We start from the raw sequence: 23,291 nt of genomic DNA, 5'->3' as shown, positions 1-23,291 counted from the left end.
CGAAGGAAGGAAAAACTTCAAAGAGGCATCGAGCCTCTTCGAAGTTTGCCCAAGAAAAGAACCTCAGGCTCATAATTGCCCGAGGGAATTATAAAATGAATTTTTAACCAAAACGGTCAATGCTATTTAGGGATAGACATAATCAAAACTTCCAACTTCATACTTCTGACTTTTAACGCTATTGATCTTTTGTCAATTGAGCTGAATTCATTCAGCTTTGTCTATTGTCTTCTTTGTTAAAACCGGTCTGACTATCGTCTGACCTAAGCAGTATTTGAGGTCAGTACCGAAGGTCAGACCGGTTTTTTATCTCCAAAGTTTTACTAATTATTGAACGATTCTATCTTTTAAAACGCACACTCCAAAAGTCCCCCTTTGGGGGATTTAGGGGGCTTTCTTTCGCCTAAAATGCCCCCATGCAATCTTTATTTCATCGTAAGTAAATTCATCTCCCAATTTGGCTTTTACATCAGCACTTCCTTTTACTCCTTCCAAAGCCATTACTTGGCAAATTTGATCAAGTTTTGTAGCATCCATTAATTCAGAAGCCGCAATTTCACCAGTTTCAATGTATTTAGAAAGATGTCCTAAAATAGTGCCCGGAACAAATTCCCTTTTAGTAGCTATTTCATCTATGCTTAAGCCTTCTTTATAAAGATTGAAAGAGATTTCAGCCGTTGGAGTTTTGTCTTTATTGGATTTCTTTTTCTTCTTAGAGTCCTTTTTAGCTTCTTCGAAAGTGGAAGATTCATGCAAATCTTTTTTGCTTAAAATTCTATTTTCTGATGCTGCAATTACAACCATTGCAGTCTTGCTGATTTGCAGAAGCTTTGATTTTAACATCTCAGTAATGTTTTCCAGCTCTTTCAAATAAGCTTTTACTTTGCTTTGATTAGAGGTGTCGATCAGATGTGCTTTGAAAGCATCAAACAAATCTTTTACTTTTGGCTTAAAATATTCTTCTGCACTATTGACCCTTTCAGCTAATTCTGGTAAATATTCATCTTTTGCTTCATAATGAGCTAATGAGCTTTGAAATTTAAGGCCAACTTTATTAATTTCTTCTAACTGCTCCTTCTTTTCTCTGGTCCAATTAGCGTATTGCTGTTTTAGAGAACGATTCTCTCCTTTATTGAAACTGTTTAAATGAATATTGACTTCTTTCATTAAACTCTGGAAATCAAAAGCTTCCCTAACACTATTGAAAATAAAGGATTTTCTGTCTGATTCTAGCTTTTGGTTGAGTGCCTCCGGAGCTTTTTTATTATCCTCAAATTGTCTTAGACTTTTGTCTAGTTCAAATGGAATATTGCTGATGGGTTTAGAGAGAATCAGTCCTTCTAAACCTGTAAGCCTTGAAAGTGCTACATACATCTGACCGGGAGCAAAGCTGTCTGATAAGTCCAAAATAGCCTTTTCAAAAGTCAAGCCTTGTGATTTATGAACGGTAATAGCCCAAGCCAACTTCAATGGAAATTGCTTGAAGGTCCCTAACCATTTTTCCTGAAGCTCATTTGTGGATTTATCCAAGCTGTATCTTTGATTCATCCATTCATATCGCTCGACTGTAACCTCATCTTTTGGATTTTTGAGTTTCACTTTGATGGTATCTTCATTCATTTCTGAAATCTCTCCAATTTTCCCATTGAAATATCTTGCTTCTCCACTGCTATCATTTTTAATGAACATCACCTGAGCTCCGATTTTAAAATTTAGTTTTTCAGGTAATGGAAACATATTTTCAGGGAAATCACCTTCAATTTCTGCTTTGTAGCTCCGCTCTGCAGTACTGAGTGATTTTAATGATTTCTCATTGAGTAAATCTGCTTTTCTGTTGTGGGTAGTGATATGGATATAACCATCTTGTTTGGATTCTTCTACGTCTTCCTCATAATGCTCGTTCAGTTTTTCAATATCTGTTTCTGAAAGATGATTATCTCTTAAGCGGTTGAGAATAGATGTGAATTCGGGATCAGATTGGCGGAAAATTTTGTCCAGTTCGATATACACCATCTCCGTTTTCTGCAAGGCTATAGCTTCAAAGAAATAGCCGGTTTTGTAATATTTATTTAAATACTGCCACTCATGTTGACGAATTACGGGTGGAAGCTGGTTTAAATCTCCAATAAACATGATTTGCAAGCCTCCGAAAGGTTGGGGGTTTTTTCTCACCATGCGAAGGATTAAATCCATACAATCCAGAATATCTGCTCTTAGCATACTGACTTCGTCAATGATCAATAATTCCAAATTGCGAATGATCTGGCGTTTATTGCCATACATTTTAAACTGCTGAAGGAATGTTTTTGGGGTATTGATTTGCTCGCTGGTTCTAGAGAAATCAACTACATTATCTTCCGGAATAAAAGTCCCAAACGGAAGCTGAAGTAAAGAGTGTAGCGTAACACCTTTTGCATTTATAGCAGCGATTCCAGTTGGTGCAGCAACGGCTACGTTTTTATAAGTATTATTAATGATATAGCGCAAAAGAGTAGTTTTTCCACTTCCTGCCTTACCTGTTAGAAATATTAATCGGTTGGTAGTGTTCACATATCGAACGGCAATTTTGGAGACTTCGGTCAGTTTGTGTTCTGGCATTTTGGGGCGATTTTGGTTTTAGTTTAGTTGTAAATGTAGGGAAAATGGCATTTTTAGAAAAATGAGAGGGGAGGAAATTATGAAAACAGGATTAAATTTCCATTTGCGAGATGTGCTAATACCAATATATTTTGTACTATATAGCAAGATTTGATTTTTCCAGCCGACACCCCTGTAGTATCCAGGGGACAGTCTCACAGAGTTAAACCAACAGAAAATAATAAGATTACCACTATTTTTTACTGTAGCAAAAATCCTGTTATCTCTTTTGAAGTTCAGTTTAAAGACTTCGAGTATTTGATTTAAGATGGACGCTTATTTCTTCATCATTAACTTTAAAGTTTTGATCTGACTAGCTTTCCTAATTTTCAATAGATATAAATCATTTCCTAATAGGCTAATATCAATTACATTCTGATTTCCAGTATTGTAATGTTGAAATAGTAACCGTCCTTTAAGGTCATAAATATTTATCTCATCCCATTGTTCGGTAAGTTTAAGTCTACCTTTATTTGGATTTGGATAAGCTCTTATATCCCAATCAGTATTAATCTCTTTTTTGTTTGAAACGGTTATTCTTGCCTTTTCGAAAACGGGCCGAATCATTATACTGCCCTCTAAAATAAGGTTGGGCTCCCATGTCCCACTTTGATTGTAGAATAGTTTATCGGCACTGTTTGTGTTTTTATCAAATCCTATGGAAATCGGGTCATCATTTTCTTCTCTGTACCCAATAAAAAAGTCACCATCTAGTAAAACGGGTCTGTCAAATGAAAATCTTTGGAATTGATTGATACTTGTACTTTCATTGATTAATACATTTTGAGCTCTTAAAATATCGCTTGTATTAGCCGTAAGATTATTCCACACCAATAATGTAATGTTTTGCGTGGATGAATTTTGGCCAATATTTGGTGCATATATTTCTATTCCTGTTAAGTATCGCTCGCCTATCATTTCGTAACCTTGGGCAAGCAAATAATTTCTAGAGTTTAATTGAACCCTAGACTCAGCACTTCCATCATCGTAGGCATAATAATCATGCAAGGGGATGATGGTAGAAATGGTATCGTTTTCCCTAAAACTTAATTCTGGATAATATTGAGCTACTCCATTTATAGTTTCAAAAAACAGGCTATCATTTGTTCCCAGGTTGAATTGGAAATTAAGATAGACGGAATCTTCTGTTTCTTTTTCACTCATTAAATGATTGATGAAGTTTGATTTGTTTTTGACTTGGTATGTAAATTGGGCTGTGTCTTGTAAATCAGTTAAAAACACACCATCTACATCTAAAGAATCAATAAGATTTTGTGGCTTAAGGGTGTCATAAACAATGCTAAAGAACTCTGTACCAAAAGAGAAATTATTAGCATTTCCTGCCCATAGGTTATTATAAATAAAATCTGATGTTTGAAGATTTTCTTCTAACCAAGCTTTTTCCAAATGATGCAGTGGTAATGCATAATAATCTCCGAATAGAGTTCCGGCTTTTCTTGAGAAAGTTCTGTCTTCATAAGAATCATAAGCATTGTCTTGTGTATTGACTGGTGTATTACCTTCATTTAAATAGATATAATCAATATTCCAAACATCAAAATCTCCCGCTAAATTACCTGAAACTTCAAATTTAAATTGGAAACCTGCATGTAAAAAACTACTATCATTTACTCTTTCAAAATGTTGAGAAAATAGGGTGGGCTCTATATTTCCATTTCCTCCGAAGCCATGAACCTGAATCCAATTTCCGTCAGCATTCATAAAACTTAACTTTAAAGAATCTTGCTGATCTGGAGCGAATCCCCCATATCCTTCTTGCCAGAAAAAGCTTAGATTGATATTGGAGTTAATGGTGAAATTAGATAAGTCGATAGGTTGAGAGACCAAGCTGTCGCCAATGCCATTGTTTCCAGCATCATTATCGTAAGCTATACCTTGTCCATCAAATCCATCTAAAGAAGCTACATTGAAAGAGGGTGGGAGATAGGTATATCCATTGTTGATAAATATATTTTTACCATAAAGCCAGAGACTACTGTCTGGAGTGGTTTTATTATAAGAAAAGTCATCCCATAAAGGCAATGACAAGGTATCAATAACTAAAATATTTCTAGCGTAGGATGATTTTTGATTGCTTTGGATATGAGGAATAGCCTTCTCACTTATTTGACCTTTCGCTATAAAAAAGGAAAAAATTGATAATAAGATGATATTTAGTTTTAGAAGCCAATTTGGTTTCATATCTCATCAGGAGTCAATAATTCATCTTGAGTTTTTGTAGCTACTACCCAAATATCTACTTTATTACCGGTTCTTACCGATGTTCCTGCTTCAGGGTATTGTTGTAAAACAATTCCTGCTGCTTTTTCATCATTCTCACGAGTTTTTACCTTTCCAAGCTGTAAGCCACTACCTATAATAATAAATTCCGCATCTTCTCTACTGTTGTCTACTACATCAGGCATAGAAAAAGGTCTGCCCAATCCATTGCCAATCACTAAGTCAATGGTAGAACCTTTGGCTACATCTTCACCTTGTTCAATTTCTTTACCATTTAATTTTTGTTTTAAAACTGCATTTTGAAATTCATGCGGCTCATACGTGATTTCTCCTAATAAAAGGCCGTAGCTTTCTAAAACCATTTGTGCATTTTTTAGAGAACCATCAACCAATTTTGGCATTTTAACATTTGGTGGGCTGGTAGCATTTAAAGAAACATAAATCTTTCTGTTTTCTTTAACTTTTTTTCCTTCTTTAGGATTCTGACTTAAAACAGTTAAAGCCGGATATTCAGCAGAGTAACCGGAATCAGCTGTAACTTCATATCTTAAATCCCTTTCCAATAGAAATTCATCTAGCTCATCCAAATGTACTCCTTGCAATTGTGGGACAGTGATGCTCTCTCCATGATGAGTACTAACGGGTAAATAGATATAGAAAAAAGTTAATACGATAATAATACCTAGTCCTATAATAATGCCTAAGTGAATAAATAAATCTTTAGTAGAATTAGCTTTTAGCTTCATTTTGCAATGGTTTGTTTTTTCATTTTTTCAGTTCCGAAAGAAAGTATTTTATCAATAAAATCATAGGGTTTGTAGCCATTGATTGCTGTTTGATGAAAAATACAAGTTGCCGGTGTCATTCCTGGCAATGAGTTTACTTCAATAATAATGGTTTCTACTTTTAAATCCTCATATACCCTGACAAAAGCATCAATTCTGGCGTATCCTGTAATATTTAGAACTTCAGCTGTTTTTTTCAATGTGGCTTTCACTTGATCAGCCACTTTTTTATAGTCCTCTGCGTTTGGTGTATATCTTGCCGGTGTTATATTTTGACCTTCACCAGCTAAGAATTTTTCTTCCAAACTTAAAACTTCACCTCCTGCTAACGCTTCTGAAGGTTCAAATATTTCATATTCAATTGCTCCGTCTTCTTTAAAATGTGTTAAAAGCCCACCTGTGATTTCTAAGAAGTACTTTGCATCTTGTTTTTCAATTAGTTCCTCTAATAGAAAGAAATTCTTCTGAGGAAATTCCTCATTTTTCTTAAGCTTCAAAATATGAGCTAGATCCTCAATAAATTCAGCTTGTAGTCGGAACATCATGCCCGCAAATGCTTCAAGTTCTGTGCGGTTCTTTATTTTTTTAACTGCAGAACTGCAACCGTCATCAGCAGGTTTGGCAATTAAAGGATATTTTAATTGCTTTTCAATTGAATTAATCTCTTCTTCTTTATTGCTTTGCCATTGATCTTCATAAACCAACCTATGATCGGCTACTGATATCCCTGCATCTTTAAGAATCTCATTTGTATCATACTTATTGATAGTGATTTTCGAACTTTCAACGTCCGATCCGTTATATGGAATGTTTAATTTCTCCAATTCAGTTTGAACAGCACCATCTTCTCCTGGTCTTCCATGGAGCGCAATAAATGCTACATCTATCAATTTGGGCAAATCATTATAGCTGATCTTCTTTAATTCTGTATTGCCTATAGCTGAATATTTCTCAGTAATCTCATTGCTTTCAAATTTAATCTGAGCAATAATAGGATGTATTTGATAATCCTGAACTTTTTCTTTGATGTCGTCAGCATTATCCTTCAACATGATGTTGATGGGCAGAACATAAAGTTCATGTTTTGCTTCATCCCCACTTAAAAAGATTGGTATTGGTAAATATTTTTCGGAAGACGCCAGTTTTTCGTAAATGTTTCTTCCGCTTTCTACTGAAATATGTCTTTCTGTAGAAAATCCTCCCATTATCACTCCAACATTAATTTTCGTTTGGGCTTCATTTTTTAACCCTTCCAGAGCACTGTCCAGTTCCTTAATCTTTTTTTGTAATTCAAAATGATGCTTTCCGGTTTTTAATCTGGCTTTTAAAGAGGTTCTGATAATGTAACTTAAAAATTGGGACGGATTAAGCCCAATTTCAGCAGCTTGATGGAAGAAAAATGAAGAAGGTAACATCCCCGAAGTTGTATTGGGGTCATTTAAAAAAACCTTTCCTTCTTTTGTGATAAAGCCGTCTATTCTTGCATAAACATCAATTTGTAATGCTTTAAATAAAGCAGCACATTGCGTTCTGATTTTCTCTATAATATCTTGTGGAGCATCAATAGGAGTGATCTTTCTGCTTATGCCCGGTAAATATTTAGAACGGTAATCAAATACATCTTTCCCTTTTCTAATTTCGGTAGGAGGTAGAGCAATTGGTCTTTCATTCTCGTCTTGAATAACAATACATGAAAATTCTTTTCCTTCAATGAAGGATTCAATTAATAGTGAATCCTCTGAATCGATTGCTTTTAATTTTATGCTTTCTTTTTGCTCTGCAAATGGATCATTAAGGAAATCTAATAATTCATCCGGTGTGTAAAGAATTTTATCTTCAATAATTACGGGCAAACCAATGCCTTCTCTGATATCCACTAATTTTGCAATAAAGGCAATTTTATCTTTCTGGCTGTAGTTTTTCCAATCGTTTTTCAGAATCTCAAGTTCGAAAAAGCTCTTTTGAACTAACTTTTCAAATTCTTCTAAATTATCATCGCTTAAAATACTAACTCCAATTGAAGAACCTTGATGTGGAGCTTTTATAACTAAAGGAAGGTCTAATTCTTTTATTAAGCTATTATAAATATTTTCATGTGATTGATTTTTCCAATCTGCTTTATTAAGAATATGGCTTTTTGGTCCTTCAAAACCAGCTTGCTGTAGGAATTGTCTTTGCGCAATTTTACTGATTCCTATTGCGGATGGCAAAATGCCAGCACCGCTAAAAGGGATGCCATTCCATTCTAAAATACCTTGAATATTACCATCTTCTCCATAAGGTCCGTGCAGTGCCAAGAATGCAAAATCAATATGCTTTTTGAAATCAGAGGGGTTTAATTTTTGTCCTACTTCAGCAATTAAATTATCCCATTCCTCATCTTGTAAATTTTTTAAAGATTCAGCATAAATCTGAACTGGGAGATTGGATTTAGGAAGGCAGTTGACAGGAGGATAAAAATCACGGATAGTTCCTTTGTAAATATATTGCCAATCCAACAATATGAAATGCCCTTTGCTGTCAATAAAAATTGGAACAGCATCAAATATAGATTTGTTAAGGTTGTCATAAACAGTTCTACCTCCGGCAAATGAAATTTCCCTTTCTCTTGACTGACCCCCAAAAAATATTCCTATTCTCATTTATTCAATTTATATGGATTTATTTAACTGAACGAAAACAATCGTTTTAATCTAAAAACCTGACAGCTTCATTCTTATAGTTTAATTAATAAGTTAATGTTAAACGAAATGTAAAAATAACATATCAATTAAGAATTCAACCCATCATTTGTGATTTGTAAATTTAAAAAACGGAATAAATTTCCCTGGAGTCTATTTTTGTATGATAAATCTTTCTGAGGCAGTAATTCTTTTAGTATTAAGCCTCAAAATATACATTCCCACAGCTAATTGCGAAACATTGAAGCTGATAAACTGATTCAAGATTTTTGGTTCAGTAAATTCCAAGAGTACTTTTCCATTCATATCCAAAACCTGAAAAAAGCCTTCTTCTGCTATATCCAAATTGAGATGTAGATTCAAATCATTTTTAGCAGGATTAGGGTAAATCACAAAAGGGTTTCTTGTATTGGGGTAAGCAGGAGGTGGTGATTGACCTACAAAAAAGGTTATGTTTTTCAGAAATACATTCTGACCATTATCATGCATCACCTTAAAAGCTAATCTTATTTTATCCCTAAATACGAAAGGTGAGAGGTCAATAAATTCATTTCTCCAAATTAATTGATCGACAACATCATTCCCAAAAGAGGTGGCTAAAGAGTCTCCTGATTTACTATAAATTAATGAGTTGAAATTTTTACCATTATCACTGGAAATATAAATCTCGAATTTTTCAGATTGCCTGAAGGCTTTTCTATAGGAAATATCGAATATTAAACCTAAATAATTGGTATTACTGACATCCAGTAAAGGGCTTATTAGCCAATCTTCTGAGGATTCTTTGGTGATTTGGTTTGAATTGCTTTTTACTCCTAAAATATCTGCACTGTAAGTCCAGCCTGCATCTTTGTCTGGATTGAATTCATACCAATTGTTGTTGTCATTTTCTTTTAAACTTAAGCGTAGCGGGGGTAGTTCTTCGAAACAATTATTCTGAAATGGTAGATAAAAAGAATTTACTATTTCACCTTCCACATCATTTGTTAATGCCCTAATTTCATATTCTCCAATATTTCTATCAGGTTGATTAATATAAATATTGACCTGGGTTTCATGACCAGAAACTAATACTTCGTCATTTAGTATATATTCTTTTATTAATTCATTCTTGTCTAAGATCTGGATTTTATAATTACCAATATTTTCTCTCCCAATATTCTTAACTGTTAGTTCTCCTTCTAAAGCTTCATCACAAAACAGCGGATTTATATCATTCCATTTTACAATTTCAATCTCTCTATTTTTCTTTGTAGATTCTTTAACATTGAACTCGCTGATATAAAAGTTATTTCCAAGTCTATTTTCTGCTACTATGCTAAAACATACAGATTCTTCATCTTTTAAACGATTTAAATCAACTTTTACAGTATCCCAATCCAGTCTAAATTGAGGGGTAAACAAGGAGTCTATTTCATAAGCAGTTGCTAAATCTGTAATAGTATTAGAAAATATTAAATCATTAAAAGTTCTTCCGCAATTATAAGACGCGTATATGCTAATTCTATTAGGAACAGAATCGCCAGTTTGTGCAAATACAAAGCTTAATTCTGGCACATCTATAGTGGTGAAGTCGAATATAGGAGAAATTATTTCTTCTTTTTCTCCGAAATTTTGTCTGTTTTCGTAAAATGGGACTCCTAATGATTTATCATAAAGCTGCCAAGTTTCCTCTTTATCTGCATTTCTGATGTACCAGGAGTTAAGATTGTTTTGGAATTTCTTTTCATAGGGTAGGTTTCCTGCTTCCAATTTTTGATAAAATTCTATTTTTTCATTATTCTCTAATCTTTCATCCTCGAAATTTCCTTCCAAATTCACATTATAAGAGATAGAATATTCTCCAACCTCAGCAAAATTGATTAGAGAAAAATAAACAATTTTTTCATTACCGCTTTCAAGCGTTTCGTTGAATTGTAATGTTTCTGTTGATATTCCTTCAACAAACAATTCGATACTATATTCATCGATAGGAAAAAGACCTTGATTTTTTATGGTGATTTGAGGACTAAAATTTCCACTGCAACTACCGGTAAATTGAGAATTGACTTCCGTTAATCCTAAATCCCGATTATAAATAGGCGGTTCTTCTAATCCCTTTGAAGTTGTGAGACTCTCTCTTCTAGGGCTGTTTTCAATTACAATTCTTACTCTTGATTTCTGATCAATAGTAAAGATATTCATACAAGCATCATTGGTATAATCCATGAAATTTTGCACCATATCCAAACTTTCACAAGTGGTTTTGGAAAGATTACATCCTGTACTTGAATTACTTGCAGTGGGAGTATCTTCGCAATAATCATCAATGGAACATCCGCCATCACCCCAGATATGTCTCAAGCCAAAAAAATGGCCCATTTCATGAGTAGCGGTTCTCCCCTTACTTTCAAAACTAGGACTGTCTGGGTTTTCCCCAAAGTAAACATAATCTATAGTTACACCATCAATTAATCTGTTATTGCTCGCTGCATCTAATCCTGCTAAATTGGAAACCGGAAATTCTGCCCAGCCTAAACTTCCATCTGCTAAATCAGCCACCCAGATATTTAGGTAATCTTCAGCGGGCCAATAACTTTCTGCACTTAGTGTTGCTCTTTCCTGATAGCTGTAATTAGCTTGACTGCCTGGAACCCGAACAATTCCATCAGTTTCGAATCCATCGGGGGTTTGTTTTGCATACACGAATTCTATTTCAAATGAAGCTGCTACATTACGGAATTCATCTAATGTTTCACTCGTATCAGCGTTTATTCTGTTAAAGTCCTCGTTAAGAATTTCTAATTGGCGATCAATTCTACTTTTTAGTAAATTCCCCCCAGTACCAACGGGTTCTCCATTATGAATAATATGAAATACAACTGGTACTTGTACTGTAGCAACTAGATTTCTTTGAAAAGAAAAAGTTTGTAGGGTTTTCTTTTTAGTCAACCAGTTCTCAAAATTTTCGGTATTTAATTCAGGGTATTTATTTTCCCTTTCCTCCAATATTTGCGGAACTGCACAACGCTCCTGTGCTTTCAGTAGATGAAAATTAAAAAGCAGAATGTATAAAATAACACCACCCCTAAGGATTATAGTTAAATAAGAGTGGTGTTGTCTTTGCATTGGTTTAGATAGTTTTGTCTAAATTTAAATAGACATTATAATAAAACCAAGAATAAAATGTAGTCTGAAATTTTTGCGATATTATATTTTGATTTTAATGTAAATTCCAAATAATATTAACTCATTGTATGGGGTAATTCTGCGTTAGGATCATCTGCTGAAGTAATATTAATAGCCTCAACAGCGGTTACTTCTGGAACTGATTTTTTAACTGCTTCTTCAACGCCCGCTTTTAAAGTCATGGTTGACATTGGGCAATTGCCACACGCACCTAGGAGCTCTAAACGTAATAGCCCGTCATTAAAATCTAATACCCTTACATTACCTCCATCTGCCTCTAAATAAGGCCTGATGGAATCTAATGCTTTTTCTACTCTATTTAAAATATCCATAATATATTATTTCAACTCGTCATTTCTACTGTTTTTGACCCCTCCAAACTTGCATTTCTAATCGCAACTTGTCGAGCTAATTTTTGTGCTAAATCCTTAAATGCGTCTGCAGAAGGACCATCTTTCATTGCAGTAGGATAGCCGGAATCTCCACTCTCACGAATAGATTGTACCAAAGGCATTTGACCTAAAAATGGGATATTATATTCCTCGCTCATTTTATATCCTCCACCTTCACCAAATATAAAGTATTTATTATCAGGTAATTCTGCAGGTGTAAAGTAAGCCATATTTTCAACCAATCCCAGAATAGGGACATTAATTTGTGGTTGTTTGAACATTCCTATAGCTTTTTTGGCATCTGCTAAAGCCACTTTTTGAGGAGTGGTAACCACTACAGCACCCGTTACAGGAATCGTCTGAACCAAAGTCAAATGAATATCGCTGGTACCTGGAGGTAAATCAATTAATAAATAATCTAGTTCACCCCAGTCTGTATCTCCGATAAATTGCTTCAAAGCTGAGCTTGCCATAGGACCTCTCCAAACTACTGCATTATCAGGTGGTGTTAGGAAACCAATTGAAATAAGTTTTATTCCGTATTGTTCAATAGGTACAATTATATTTTTACCATCTACTTGCCTTACTTCTGGTTGTTCAGCTTCACAGTTAAACATAGTAGGAATGGAAGGACCGAAAATATCGGCATCAATTAATCCTACTTTAGCACCTTCCTGAGCTAATGATACAGCTAAATTAGCTGTAATAGTAGATTTTCCTACACCGCCTTTTCCAGAACCGATAGCGATAATGTTTTTAACATTAGGTAAAAGAGGAGCTGAGCTTCTGGTTGAGGTAACGTCAGAAGTCATGTTTGGAAATACTTGTAAATCAGCACCTACATGTTGATGAATGGCATTGATACAGTCATTTTTGATAATTTCTTTAAGCGGGCAAGCCGGAGTCGTTAATACAACTGTGAAATAAACTGCATTTCCGTCTATGCTTACATCTTTGATCATATTAAGGGTGACCAAATCTTTTTTGAAATCCGGATCATCTACAGTACTTAATGCTTTAATTATGCTATCTTTAGTAACAGCCATATATATCTTTTATATTTAAAAAAATCGTAGTTTTGCTTTGAATTTGTTGCAAGTTAAACTTTCTCAAATTAGCTAACAATTCATACGTGAAATTAGTTGGAATTAGTTTAAATAAATACTAAAAATTCTTAAAAATCAGTGGGATTAAGTCCAAAAACCATACAGGAAGTTCAAGATAGAGCCGAAATTGAAGAGGTGGTAGGCGACTATGTGCCACTCAAAAAGAAAGGTCAAAACATGTGGGCGTGTTGTCCTTTTCATGATGAAAAAACACCTTCTTTTTCAGTGGCGCCTAATAAAGGAATTTATAAATGCTTTGGCTGTGGAAAAGCTGGTGATTCCATTCAGTTTATCATGGATTTGGAGGGGCTTAATTTCCCTGAAGCCATTCGTCAATTGGCAGATAAATATGGAATTGAAATTGAAGAAACAGAATCTTCACCCGAACAGCAAGAAGCATATAATGAAAGAGAAAGCCTTTATATCGTCTTAAATTTTGCTACCGAATATTTCAAAGATTTATTGCATAATCATCCTCAGGGGAAATCCATTGGATTAAGTTACTTTAAAGAAAGAGGCTTTTCAAATGCTACAATCGAGGAGTTTGATTTAGGTTTTACCTTAGATCAATGGGATGGATTAATAAAGGCTGCTAAAGAGGCAGGTCATTCTGAAGAGCTATTGGAAAAAGCAGGTTTAATCATTAAAAAAGAAGATAAAACCTACGATCGATTTAGAAATAGGGTGATATTTCCTATTCATTCTATTTCGGGAAAGCCCATCGCCTTTGGTGCCAGGATTTTGGTTAATGATAAAAAACAACCAAAATATATAAACTCACCGGAAACGGACGTCTATCATAAAAGTGAAGTTCTTTATGGCATTGCTCAAGCCAAAAAAAGCATTAGAAATGAAGAGAACTGCTATTTGGTAGAAGGCTATACAGATGTTATTTCCTTGCATCAATCCGGAGTGGAAAATGTGGTAGCCTCATCAGGAACATCTTTAACCACTCAGCAAATTAAGCTGATCGGAAGATATACTCAAAATGTTACGGTGTTATTTGATGGGGATACAGCTGGTCTAAAGGCCGCTATGCGTGGGATCGATTTGATTTTGGAGGGTGGCTTAAACGTAAAGGTGGTCATTTTTCCTGATGAGGAAGACCCTGATAGTTATTCTCAAAAAATGGGTGAAGAAGCTTTCAAAAGCTTTTTAGCTGAGAATGCTAAAGATTTCATTCGCTTCAAATCCGATCTTTTATTGGAAGAAACCAAAAAGGATCCGATCAAGAAAGCGGAAACCATTCAAGATATTGTGCGCTCCATTTCCAAAATACCTGATCCGGTTAAAAGAGCTATCTATATTAAAGAATGTAGTGATATCCTTGAAATAGATGAAGCTCTTTTAATTGCTGAGCAGAATAAAGTTATTCTCAGGGAAAAGCAAAGTAAAGGAGATATTACCAAGCGCCAGGCAAATTATTTAAGTGAAAATTATAATCAGGCACCCGAGCAAATCCAAAAGCAATATACTCCATTTGATGTAGTGGCATTGCAGGAGAGAGAAAGTATTAGGTTGTTATTGACTTATGCTGAATTGCCTCTGGCGGATGATAAACTAGTAATAGATTATTTATTACAAGAACTAGCAGATACAGAATTTATTCATCCCGTTTATGCCGAAATACTCAAAGATTTTGTTTCTCATTTGAAAAATGGGGTCATTTTAAATGAATCTTTTTTTATTAAGAATGGCTCAGAAGAAGTCAGAGAAGTTATATTCTCACTCTACACTGATCGTTATGAGTTAAGTGAGAACTGGGAGAAAAAATTTGAAATTTATACTCCTCATGAACGCCATATTCTAAATGACTCCATTTATATTCATGTATTGAGATTAAAGCATCGCTCAATCCTTCATCTGATGGAGAAAAATACTGAAGAGTTAAAAACCACCAATTCTCAGGAAGATGAACAGGTTTTATTACAGTATTTAATGCAACTCAATCAGGCTAAACTAGAAATTGGTAATTTATTGGGAATGGTGGTCGTGAAATAAAACAATATTCAAACACTTAAAGCACGTAATCGTTTTAATTTTTGTCGGGTAATCATGAAATATTGGCTACCTTTGTGATTTATTATTTTTCAAAGATTTATGTCATCAGAAAGAATTCAATTAGATAGTATAGAATCAGCTATTGAAGCTATTAAAAACGGTGAAATCATCATAGTAGTTGATGATGAAGATAGAGAGAACGAAGGGGACTTCATTTGTGCGGCCGAAAAGGTAACTCCTGAAATCATAAATTTCATGTCCAAACATGGAAGAGGGTTGATTTGCGCATCTCTTCCAGAAGATAGGTGTAATGAATTAGGCTTAGAATTGATGGTAGGAAAAAATACTGCTCAATTTGAAACGCCATTTACTGTGTCAGTAGATTTAATTGGTCAAGGAACCACAACTGGAATTTCTGCTAGTGACCGTTCTAAAACCATTCAAGCTTTAGTGAATCCAGATACTAAACCTGAAGTATTGGGTAAGCCAGGCCATATTTTTCCGTTGAAAGCCAGACAAGGTGGTGTTTTAAGAAGAACGGGTCATACTGAAGCAGCTGTTGATTTTTCCAGATTAGCAGGTTTAACTCCAGGCGGAGTTCTGGTGGAAATCATGAATGAAGACGGTACAATGGCAAGACTTCCTGATTTGAGAATAGTAGCGGATAAATTCAATTTGAAATTAGTGGCTATCAAAGATTTAATCGAATACAGATTAGATAATGAGTCATTAGTAGAGAAAAAAGTGGATGTGGAAATGCCTACTGATTTCGGGGATTTTAAACTAGTAGCTTTCGAACAAACTACCACAAAAGATAATCATTTAGCTCTTGTCAAAGGAGAATGGGATAAAGATGAGCCTGTTTTGGTTCGCGTGCATTCCTCTTGCTTAACAGGCGATATATTTGGTTCATGTCGTTGCGATTGTGGTCCTCAGCTTCATCAGGCTATGGAAATGATAGAGAAAGAAGGAAAAGGTGTAATAGTTTATATGAACCAAGAAGGAAGAGGAATTGGTTTGATGAATAAACTAAAAGCTTATAAATTACAAGAGCAAGGCATGGACACTGTAGAGGCTAATGTTGCCTTGGGCTTTAAAATGGATGAGCGTGATTATGGTGTTGGAGCTCAAATTCTACGGGATTTAGGTGTTAGGAAAATTAGATTAATATCAAATAATCCTACAAAAAGAGCTGGTTTGCTCGGATATGGCTTAGAAATTGTGGAGAATGTAGCATTAGAAATTCCACCAAATAAACACAATGAAAACTATTTACGTACTAAACGAGATAAAATGGGGCATAGCATTCTTAAAAATGGCTAATGTGAAAAGCATTTTTATCATTACCATATTGTTTATTTTCTTTGCTCCCTCAGGGCAAAGTCAGGATCTTCCCCAAAATATGTGGCATCCTGGTTTTGTTGTACTGGATACGGAAGATACGTTGAAGGGGAAAATTCAATATGATTTTGAATCCAATTTAGTACAATTTACATCTAATAAAACGGTAAAAACTTTTACATCTCAAAATATACTTTTTTTTAAATTCCACTGTCAGTTTTTTAAAAGAGTTCGATCAGTTTATTCAATCCCTTATGAGTTAAAAGGCAGGGTAAAAATCCCTGTATTTTTTGAGATACTGGAAGAAGGTAAAATTACCCTGATGGCTAGGGAATACGTCATAATTGAAAGCAGCAATAGGTTTGCAAACCCTATGTATAGAACCACAAGGGGCTTTGGAAGCAGAGAAATTTTAACTTATAATTATTTTTTACTAACGGATGATGGAACAATTCATAAATTTTCCGAAAAGAGAAAAGATTTATATCCATTTTTCGGAAGGTTCCAGCGGGAAATGGAAGACTATATAAAAGAAAGTAGATTAAAAGTAGATAGACAGGGTGATCTGGTAACTATAATAAAATATTATAACGGATTAGTATCATCTCGTTAGAACAATAAGATATGGAAAGACCTTTAATTTTAGTTAGCAATGATGATGGTGTAACCAGTAAAGGAATCCGTCATTTGGTGGAATGCATGCAGGGCTTAGGAGAAGTAGTAGTAGTGGCTCCAAATAGCCCTCAATCCGGAATGGGACATGCTATCACTATAGGGAACACACTCCGACTGGATAAAACAGATATTTTTGGGTCTGATGTTACAGCTTATGAAAGTTCCGGAACACCAGCTGACTGTGTGAAACTAGCTAAACACCATGTTTTAAAGGATAGAACACCTGATTTAATTGTCAGCGGTATTAATCATGGAAGTAATACTTCCATAAGTGTTTTATATTCAGGAACTATGTCTGCTGCAATCGAAGGGGCAATAGAAGGCTGTCCTTCAATAGGTTTTTCTTTGTGTGACTATGCACAGGATGCTGAGTTTGAACATACCTTAGATTATGTAAAAGCTATTGCCAAACAGGTCTTAGATGCAGGTTTGCCAAAACATACTACCTTAAATGTTAATTTTCCTCCAAAGCGAAATGAGCAAATTAAAGGAGTGAAAATTTGTAGACAAGCAAGAGCAAAGTGGGAAGAAGAATTTGATCAAAGATTTGACCCTAACGGCAGAAGATACTTTTGGATGGCAGGTAATTTTGTGAATTTTGATAAAGGAGAGGATAATGATGAGTGGGCTATAGCCAATAATTATGTTTCTATAGTACCTTGTCAATTTGATATGACAGCGCATCATACAATTAGTCTGCTGAATGATGAATGGGACATTAAAATTTGATTGATAATGGCGAAAAAGAAAGAACTTGGTTACGAAGAGTCACTTCATAAATTAGAGGAAATTTTAAATAGGGTAGAAAATGAAGAAATCCCTATAGACCAACTTACTGAATTAGTTAATGAATCAATGGGGTTGCTCAAAAATTGCAAGTCTAAATTGAAAGGGGCTGAGAAAAAGGTAGAAGATGCTTTAAATGAGATGGAGGAATAAAATTTACATGGTGTAAGCTTCACAATATTTCAGTAGATAATTTTCAGCTTTCTGCTGATTAAATTTAGCTAATGCTAGATAATCCTCACAGGCTTTGTTATTCAGTTTTATACTCAAATAGCATTCAGCTCTCTTTTGCAAGATTGTTTCATTTTTAAGCCCTAAATTTATTGCTTTTGTAAAATCATGAATTGCTCCTCCAAAGTTATCCATATGCTGATAAATCGTACCTCTGCTATGATAAGATTGTTTTAAGAGTTTTTTATTTCTGATTAAATTATTGAAGTCAGACAAGGCGAATAATATATTGGCTTGGATGGCATATAGGACTCCTCTATTATACCGAGCTTTATAATGATTGGGATTTAATTCTAGAAGGGTAGTAAAAGCTTTTTGTGATTTGTCGTAAACAGAATCTTTCATAAAACTTAAAGCTCCATAATAAAGAGCATCTTCATTTTCATTATCATAATAAAGTGAATTATCAAAATCGATCACAGCACTTTTGTAATTGCCACTTTTAAAATAAGATCTTCCCCTGCCCAAATAGGCAATAACCATATCTTTTTTGTTATATATACTTTTATCATATTTTTCAATTGCCTTTTCATAATGTCCCATTTCTTCATAACAACGCGCTGCATTATAAAGCATCATTTCATTTCTAGGATTAAGGCTTAAAACTTCTTCAAAATGGAAAAGAGCTTTTTTATAATTACCGGAATCAAAATATTGGCTTCCTTTTTCCTTATGATCCGTGCAGGAAGATAAAATGAAAATTGTTAAGCTTATGATGAATAATTTTTTCATAGTAATTTTAAGAGTTGAATCTCTAAACTATTGAAATAGTTTTAAAATTAAAAGGCTTTTTAAAAAATGATTATTCATCTTTGTAAATCAAGTGTAGTTTCTGCCTTTGATGTGTATCTTCACAAATGGGAATAATTCATGCTAAGTCCTCTGGAAAATTAAAGCTATGCGATTAGAGTATGGAATCAGAATTGCGATTTGTTTCATCTTAACTTTTACTAATAAATAGATTTATGCTGAAATTTTTAAAATCTAAATTATTAAGTTCTTATAACACCTTCGGATTTGAAGCCAAGGCAGATTTATTGATTGAAATTAATTCAGCAGAAGAATTTCAAAAACTACTTCAGACCCCTGAATGGAAAGATAATCAACATGTAATTCTTGGTGGAGGAAGTAATGTACTTCTAACGGATGATTATCGTGGTTTGGTAGTAATTAATAAAATTTCAGGAATAGATACTATTAAAGAAGATCACAAATCAGTTATTTTAAAGTGTGGAGGAGGAGAAAATTGGCATCATTTTGTGCTTTATACACTTCAACATAATTTAGGTGGATTAGAAAATTTATCCCTTATTCCCGGCACCGTAGGAGCAGCTCCAATGCAAAATATTGGTGCTTATGGGGTGGAAATAAAAGATTCGTTCCACTCTCTGGAAGCTATCAATTTAACAACAGGAGAACTTGAGGTTTTTATGCCAGAGGATTGCAGATTTGGTTATAGAGAAAGTGTTTTTAAACATGAATTAAAAGGTCAATATTTAATAGCTGCCGTTAGTTTTCAGTTGGATAAGTCCGATTATCATCAATTAAACCTTGATTACGGTATCATTAAAAATGTTTTGGAGGATAAAGGGATAAAAAGCCCCACTATTCATGATGTTAGTAATGCTGTCATTCAAATAAGACAATCAAAACTTCCAGACCCAGCAAAGATTGGGAATTCTGGTAGTTTCTTCAAAAACCCTCTCATTGAACCTTCTCAATTTGAGAAGTTAAAAAGTGAATTCCCAGAGATCCCATTTTATGAATTAGAGGATGGTAAAATCAAGCTAGCTGCTGGCTGGCTAATAGAAAACGCAGGCTGGAAAGGCCATGAAGAAAATGGAGTAGGTGTGCACCAAAAACAGGCTTTGGTTTTGGTTAATTATGGAAAGGGAAGGGGAGAGGATATTTTAAATTTATCTAGAAAAATTCAGGACTCAGTTCTATCCAAATTTGGAGTTGAATTGAGTCCTGAAGTGAATTTTATTTAGATAAGTATAAATCAACAATGATTTTAATCTCATCCGCTGTACCATCTCCATCCAAATCTTGAGAATCATCTGATTCTTCTATATTAAGTATCAGCGAAGTATTTGTAATAGATTTAATTTTAAATATTGTCTCATCAGGAGTGCCCTCGTCAAACCTTAACTCATTACCCTCCACATTTAATAGATCAGGTTCCAGTTTCTGTTGGTTCTCCAGGTTGAATAACCTCATAAGTATTATCTGATTTAAATTCAAAAGTAGAATTTTCAAATTCTGCTTCTAGTTCTGCAGTAAAAAGTGCTTCAAATTGACCGCTGTCATCGCCCAAAAATTCCGATAGACTTTGATTATTAATTAAAATATCAAAATCTAAATTGTCAATTCCCCAAATCCCTATTAAATCAGCTTCTTGGGTACCTTCATCATCTTTGTTGCAGGATTGGAAGATTAACATTCCTACTGCTAGAATTAGTAATAACTTTAAGTTTTTCATTTGGTTATTATTAGAGTATAGAACGAAATTAAACAAAAAATTGATTTGAAGTAGGATTTTGAAAATAATTAATTATAATTTTTTTTGATTAAATCATGTGGGTAACATTCTCTAAACTCCCTTGATATTTCTCTACTGATACTCCAAATTTTTCCAAAAAGTCTAAGCCTTCATCATTTTCTAATCCTTTATATTCGGCATATGAATTCAGATAAATCACTTTTTTAATACCCATACTGTATATTATTCTCGCACATGCTAAGCAAGGGGAGAGTGTCACATATAGCGTTGAATTTTCAACAGAGGCGTTATTTTTAACAGCATACATAATAGCATTTTGCTCAGCATGAATAGCAAGCATACAGCTCCCTTTGGAATCTAATCCGCAGCCTTTACCCGGAAATTCTTCATCGCAATTGTGTGTGCCAGCTGGAGGCCCATTGTAGCCAATAGAGATAATTCTAGTCTCTTTTGTAAGCACCGCACCAACATGTCTTTTAATACAATGCGAGCGTTTGGCAAGGTTAACTGCCAGTTCCATGAAAATATCATCAAATTGTGGTTTTTCCATAAAACAAATATAATGGATTATGGTGCCATGCGTAATAAAATTGTAAATTGCTTTTAAAATAAAACAGGAAATTATGAAAAAATTAATCACATCGATTTTTGCCTGCTTTGCATTAGTTGCATTATTAAGTTTTGATGCACAGGCTCAAGAGGCTTTAAAGCAAAAACCTAGTCCTTTAGGTATGGTGACTTACACTTTTGAAGATACTTATGTTAAAGTAACATATGGAAGACCGCATTTGAGAGGCAGAGAGGCCTTTACTGAAAATGCAGAATTAGCTCCATTAGGTAAAATATGGAGGACCGGAGCTAATGAAGCTACTGAAATTACTGTAACAGATACAGTTAAAATGGCAGGAGAGACGGTGCCGGCTGGAACTTACTCTCTTTTTACTGTCCCAGGTGCTAAAAGCTGGACTATTATTTTGAATAAAGATGTAGGACAATGGGGTGCTTATAAGTACGATGAGGAAAATGATTTAATAAGGTTTGAAGTGCCTGTCAATCAGTCTGACGATATGTTTGAGCCTTTTACCATTCGGTTTGACCAGGCAAATGGTGAAATAAGTTTGCAAATGATTTGGGCTAATACTATGGTGAGTATTCCGATCGAATTTTAAGGGAAATCTTTAAGAACCAAAAACCTGTCAGGTTTTATTAGTTTATATCTACAATTATGAATTATTAATTTTTGATTAAATTTTCCGAAAACCTGACAGGTCTTTTAATTGAAAGCTATAAGGAGTCAAAACCTTGTAGCTTTTTCTGTTTATGCTAATTTGGGTGTTATAAAAATCTAACTGCATAATTATTCACTATGACTTTCTTCAAAGAATTTAAGGAATTTGCCATAAAAGGAAATGTTTTCGATATGGCTGTTGGTATCATCATTGGTTCTGCATTTACAAAGGTTGTGAATTCAGTAGTATCGGATTTCATCATGCCAGTTTTAAGTATTTTCATTGGTAATACCAATTTTAAGGAGTTGGCTTATGTATTTAAAGAAGCTGAACTAGATGAGAAAGGGAATGTAATTAATGCCGCCATTACCATTAATTATGGTAATCTTATTCAAACCACTATTGATTTTTTGATCATTGCTTTTTGTATTTATTTAGTGGTAAGGATGTTCAATAAATTAAGAAAAAAATCGGAAAATGAACAGGATGGCTCAGTCGTAACACCCAAAAATATTGAGCTATTATCGGAGATTAGAGATTTGTTAAAGGAAAGGAATCAGAGCTAATTTTTTCTTGACATATTTCCATCTATGTGCAATAATTACTAAATTCCATTATCAAAACTATAAGACTATGAACAGACGAAAATTTATAAAACAAGCTGGAATAGCGTCTTCGCTGGCTTTTATTCCATCTTCGATTCTTTCAGCATGCTCTCCACAAAACCAAGATGTTGCAAAAGAAGCAGGCTTACAATTATATACTTTGAGAGAAGCTCTAGAAAAAGATTTTAAAGGGACTATTGAAAAGGTGGCTAAAATAGGCTATAAAAATTTGGAGTTCTTCAATTATTCAGATGGTAAATATTTTGGAAATAGCATTAAGGAAGTAAAATCTATTTTGGTGGAATTCAATTTGAAAGCCAAAAGTAGCCATGTTTTGACTGGTTGGGCAATGCCTGATAATGTTGGAACTATGACTAATGATTGGGAAAGAACAGTTGCGGATGCAGCTGAATTGGGACAAACCCATATAGCCTGTGCTTATTTATTTGATTCAGAGCGTGAAAGTATAGATGATTATAAGCGATTATCCGATCTATTAAATTCTTGTGGAGAAACATCAAAAGAGTATGGTGTGCAAATGGCTTATCATAATCATGATTTCGAATTTGAATCTTTAGATGGTAAGATTCCTTATGATTTATTATTATCACAATGTGATATAAATTTAGTGAAATTTGAATTGGATTTGTACTGGACAGCCAGAGCAGGGGTAGACCCGGTTAAGTACTTTAAAAATAATGAAGGTAGGTTTCCTTTATGGCATGTGAAAGATATGGGAGCAGGCGAAGAGCAGTTCTTTTCAGCGGTTGGTGAAGGTGTAATCGACTGGCAAAATATATTTAATCATGCATCCACTGCTGGTTTAAAGCAGTTTTTTGTAGAGCAAGATCAAACTAAAAGTGGAAAACCTTTTGAAGAAATTGCTAAGAGTTATGAGTATTTGAAGGGG

At 34.3% G+C, this 23,291-nt stretch carries 20 protein-coding genes; 9 read left to right on the top strand and 11 right to left on the bottom strand.

The features are described 5' to 3' along the window. Positions 1 to 384: 384 nt before the first annotated feature. From Q0L29_RS09655 to Q0L29_RS09625, 7 genes are all read right to left on the bottom strand, one after another. Positions 385 to 2,598 carry a helix-turn-helix domain-containing protein gene (locus tag Q0L29_RS09655; protein WP_296621184.1) on the bottom strand — a complete coding sequence of 738 codons (2,214 nt, stop codon included), beginning with the start codon at positions 2,596 to 2,598 and terminating at the stop codon, positions 385 to 387. Between the two features lie 315 nt (positions 2,599 to 2,913). Continuing rightward, positions 2,914 to 4,839 carry a T9SS type A sorting domain-containing protein gene (locus Q0L29_RS09650; RefSeq protein WP_296621183.1) on the bottom strand — a complete coding sequence of 642 codons (1,926 nt, stop codon included), beginning with the start codon at positions 4,837 to 4,839 and terminating at the stop codon, positions 2,914 to 2,916. Next, positions 4,836 to 5,624, bottom strand: a complete 789-nt coding sequence (locus tag Q0L29_RS09645; RefSeq protein ID WP_296621181.1) for a PASTA domain-containing protein — start codon at positions 5,622 to 5,624, stop codon at positions 4,836 to 4,838. Before Q0L29_RS09645 ends, Q0L29_RS09650 begins: the two co-directional genes overlap by 4 nt. Beyond that, entirely contained in the window at positions 5,621 to 8,305 is a 2,685-nt protein-coding gene (locus Q0L29_RS09640; RefSeq protein WP_296621180.1) for a D-alanine--D-alanine ligase, read from the bottom strand. The genes Q0L29_RS09645 and Q0L29_RS09640 overlap by 4 nt, the downstream gene beginning before the upstream one ends. A gap of 192 nt (positions 8,306 to 8,497) precedes the next feature. Beyond that, positions 8,498 to 11,452 carry a M43 family zinc metalloprotease gene (locus Q0L29_RS09635; protein ID WP_296621178.1) on the bottom strand — a complete coding sequence of 985 codons (2,955 nt, stop codon included), beginning with the start codon at positions 11,450 to 11,452 and terminating at the stop codon, positions 8,498 to 8,500. A gap of 116 nt (positions 11,453 to 11,568) precedes the next feature. After that, positions 11,569 to 11,844: a NifU family protein gene (locus Q0L29_RS09630; protein WP_296621176.1), complete on the bottom strand. Its 276-nt coding sequence runs from the start codon at positions 11,842 to 11,844 to the stop codon at positions 11,569 to 11,571. An 11-nt stretch (positions 11,845 to 11,855) separates the two neighbouring features. Beyond that, a complete protein-coding gene (locus Q0L29_RS09625; RefSeq protein ID WP_296621174.1) occupies positions 11,856 to 12,950 on the bottom strand; it encodes an Mrp/NBP35 family ATP-binding protein in 1,095 nt (364 codons plus the stop codon). A gap of 138 nt (positions 12,951 to 13,088) precedes the next feature. On the opposite strand from Q0L29_RS09625, the gene dnaG reads away from it, so the two are divergent. The 5 genes from dnaG (at position 13,089) to xseB (ending at position 17,966) form a co-directional block, all read left to right on the top strand. Further along, positions 13,089 to 15,011, top strand: coding sequence for a DNA primase (gene dnaG / locus Q0L29_RS09620; RefSeq protein ID WP_296621172.1), 1,923 nt, complete (start codon positions 13,089 to 13,091; stop codon positions 15,009 to 15,011). A 99-nt stretch (positions 15,012 to 15,110) separates the two neighbouring features. Then, positions 15,111 to 16,334 (top strand): bifunctional 3,4-dihydroxy-2-butanone-4-phosphate synthase/GTP cyclohydrolase II, encoded by a 1,224-nt coding sequence (locus Q0L29_RS09615; protein WP_296621171.1) that lies wholly within the window; start codon positions 15,111 to 15,113, stop codon positions 16,332 to 16,334. Next, entirely contained in the window at positions 16,273 to 16,965 is a 693-nt protein-coding gene (locus tag Q0L29_RS09610) for a hypothetical protein (RefSeq protein WP_296621169.1), read from the top strand. Before Q0L29_RS09615 ends, Q0L29_RS09610 begins: the two co-directional genes overlap by 62 nt. An 11-nt stretch (positions 16,966 to 16,976) precedes the next feature. Beyond that, positions 16,977 to 17,756, top strand: a complete 780-nt coding sequence (surE, locus tag Q0L29_RS09605) for a 5'/3'-nucleotidase SurE (RefSeq protein WP_296621167.1) — start codon at positions 16,977 to 16,979, stop codon at positions 17,754 to 17,756. 6 nt (positions 17,757 to 17,762) lie between these two features. Then, on the top strand, positions 17,763 to 17,966 hold the full coding sequence (gene xseB, locus Q0L29_RS09600; RefSeq protein WP_296621165.1) for an exodeoxyribonuclease VII small subunit: 204 nt from the start codon (positions 17,763 to 17,765) through the stop codon (positions 17,964 to 17,966). A gap of 3 nt (positions 17,967 to 17,969) precedes the next feature. On the opposite strand, the gene Q0L29_RS09595 is transcribed toward xseB, so the two are convergent. Beyond that, complete coding sequence (locus Q0L29_RS09595; protein WP_296621163.1) at positions 17,970 to 18,776, bottom strand: tetratricopeptide repeat protein; 807 nt, start codon at positions 18,774 to 18,776, stop codon at positions 17,970 to 17,972. Between the two features lie 233 nt (positions 18,777 to 19,009). Here Q0L29_RS09595 and murB point away from each other — a divergent pair, with 233 nt between their 5' ends. Next, entirely contained in the window at positions 19,010 to 20,035 is a 1,026-nt protein-coding gene (gene murB / locus Q0L29_RS09590; protein WP_296621161.1) for a UDP-N-acetylmuramate dehydrogenase, read from the top strand. Here the strand turns inward: murB and Q0L29_RS09585 are convergent. From Q0L29_RS09585 to Q0L29_RS09575, 3 genes are all read right to left on the bottom strand, one after another. Next, a complete protein-coding gene (locus Q0L29_RS09585) occupies positions 20,028 to 20,264 on the bottom strand; it encodes a hypothetical protein (protein ID WP_296621159.1) in 237 nt (78 codons plus the stop codon). The genes murB and Q0L29_RS09585 overlap by 8 nt on opposite strands. Continuing rightward, positions 20,221 to 20,526 carry a hypothetical protein gene (locus Q0L29_RS09580; protein WP_296621157.1) on the bottom strand — a complete coding sequence of 102 codons (306 nt, stop codon included), beginning with the start codon at positions 20,524 to 20,526 and terminating at the stop codon, positions 20,221 to 20,223. Before Q0L29_RS09580 ends, Q0L29_RS09585 begins: the two co-directional genes overlap by 44 nt. Before the next feature lie 88 nt (positions 20,527 to 20,614). Continuing rightward, on the bottom strand, positions 20,615 to 21,097 hold the full coding sequence (locus tag Q0L29_RS09575; protein ID WP_296621156.1) for a dCMP deaminase family protein: 483 nt from the start codon (positions 21,095 to 21,097) through the stop codon (positions 20,615 to 20,617). A gap of 73 nt (positions 21,098 to 21,170) precedes the next feature. Between Q0L29_RS09575 and Q0L29_RS09570 the strand changes: the two genes are divergently transcribed. The 3 genes from Q0L29_RS09570 to Q0L29_RS09560 all read left to right on the top strand — a co-directional run. Continuing rightward, positions 21,171 to 21,716 carry a DUF2911 domain-containing protein gene (locus Q0L29_RS09570; RefSeq protein ID WP_296621154.1) on the top strand — a complete coding sequence of 182 codons (546 nt, stop codon included), beginning with the start codon at positions 21,171 to 21,173 and terminating at the stop codon, positions 21,714 to 21,716. A gap of 197 nt (positions 21,717 to 21,913) precedes the next feature. Continuing rightward, positions 21,914 to 22,342 carry a large-conductance mechanosensitive channel protein MscL gene (gene mscL, locus Q0L29_RS09565; protein ID WP_296621152.1) on the top strand — a complete coding sequence of 143 codons (429 nt, stop codon included), beginning with the start codon at positions 21,914 to 21,916 and terminating at the stop codon, positions 22,340 to 22,342. Between the two features lie 67 nt (positions 22,343 to 22,409). Further along, positions 22,410 to 23,291, top strand: an 882-nt coding sequence (locus Q0L29_RS09560; RefSeq protein WP_296621151.1) for a sugar phosphate isomerase/epimerase, incomplete at its 3' end; no start/stop codon positions are given.

It is taken from the genome of Marivirga sp. (assembly GCF_024636815.1).
Lineage (GTDB): Bacteria > Bacteroidota > Bacteroidia > Cytophagales > Cyclobacteriaceae > Marivirga.
Note: the sequence above shows the minus strand (reverse complement) of the source record. Positions and strands in the feature narration are given on the sequence as shown.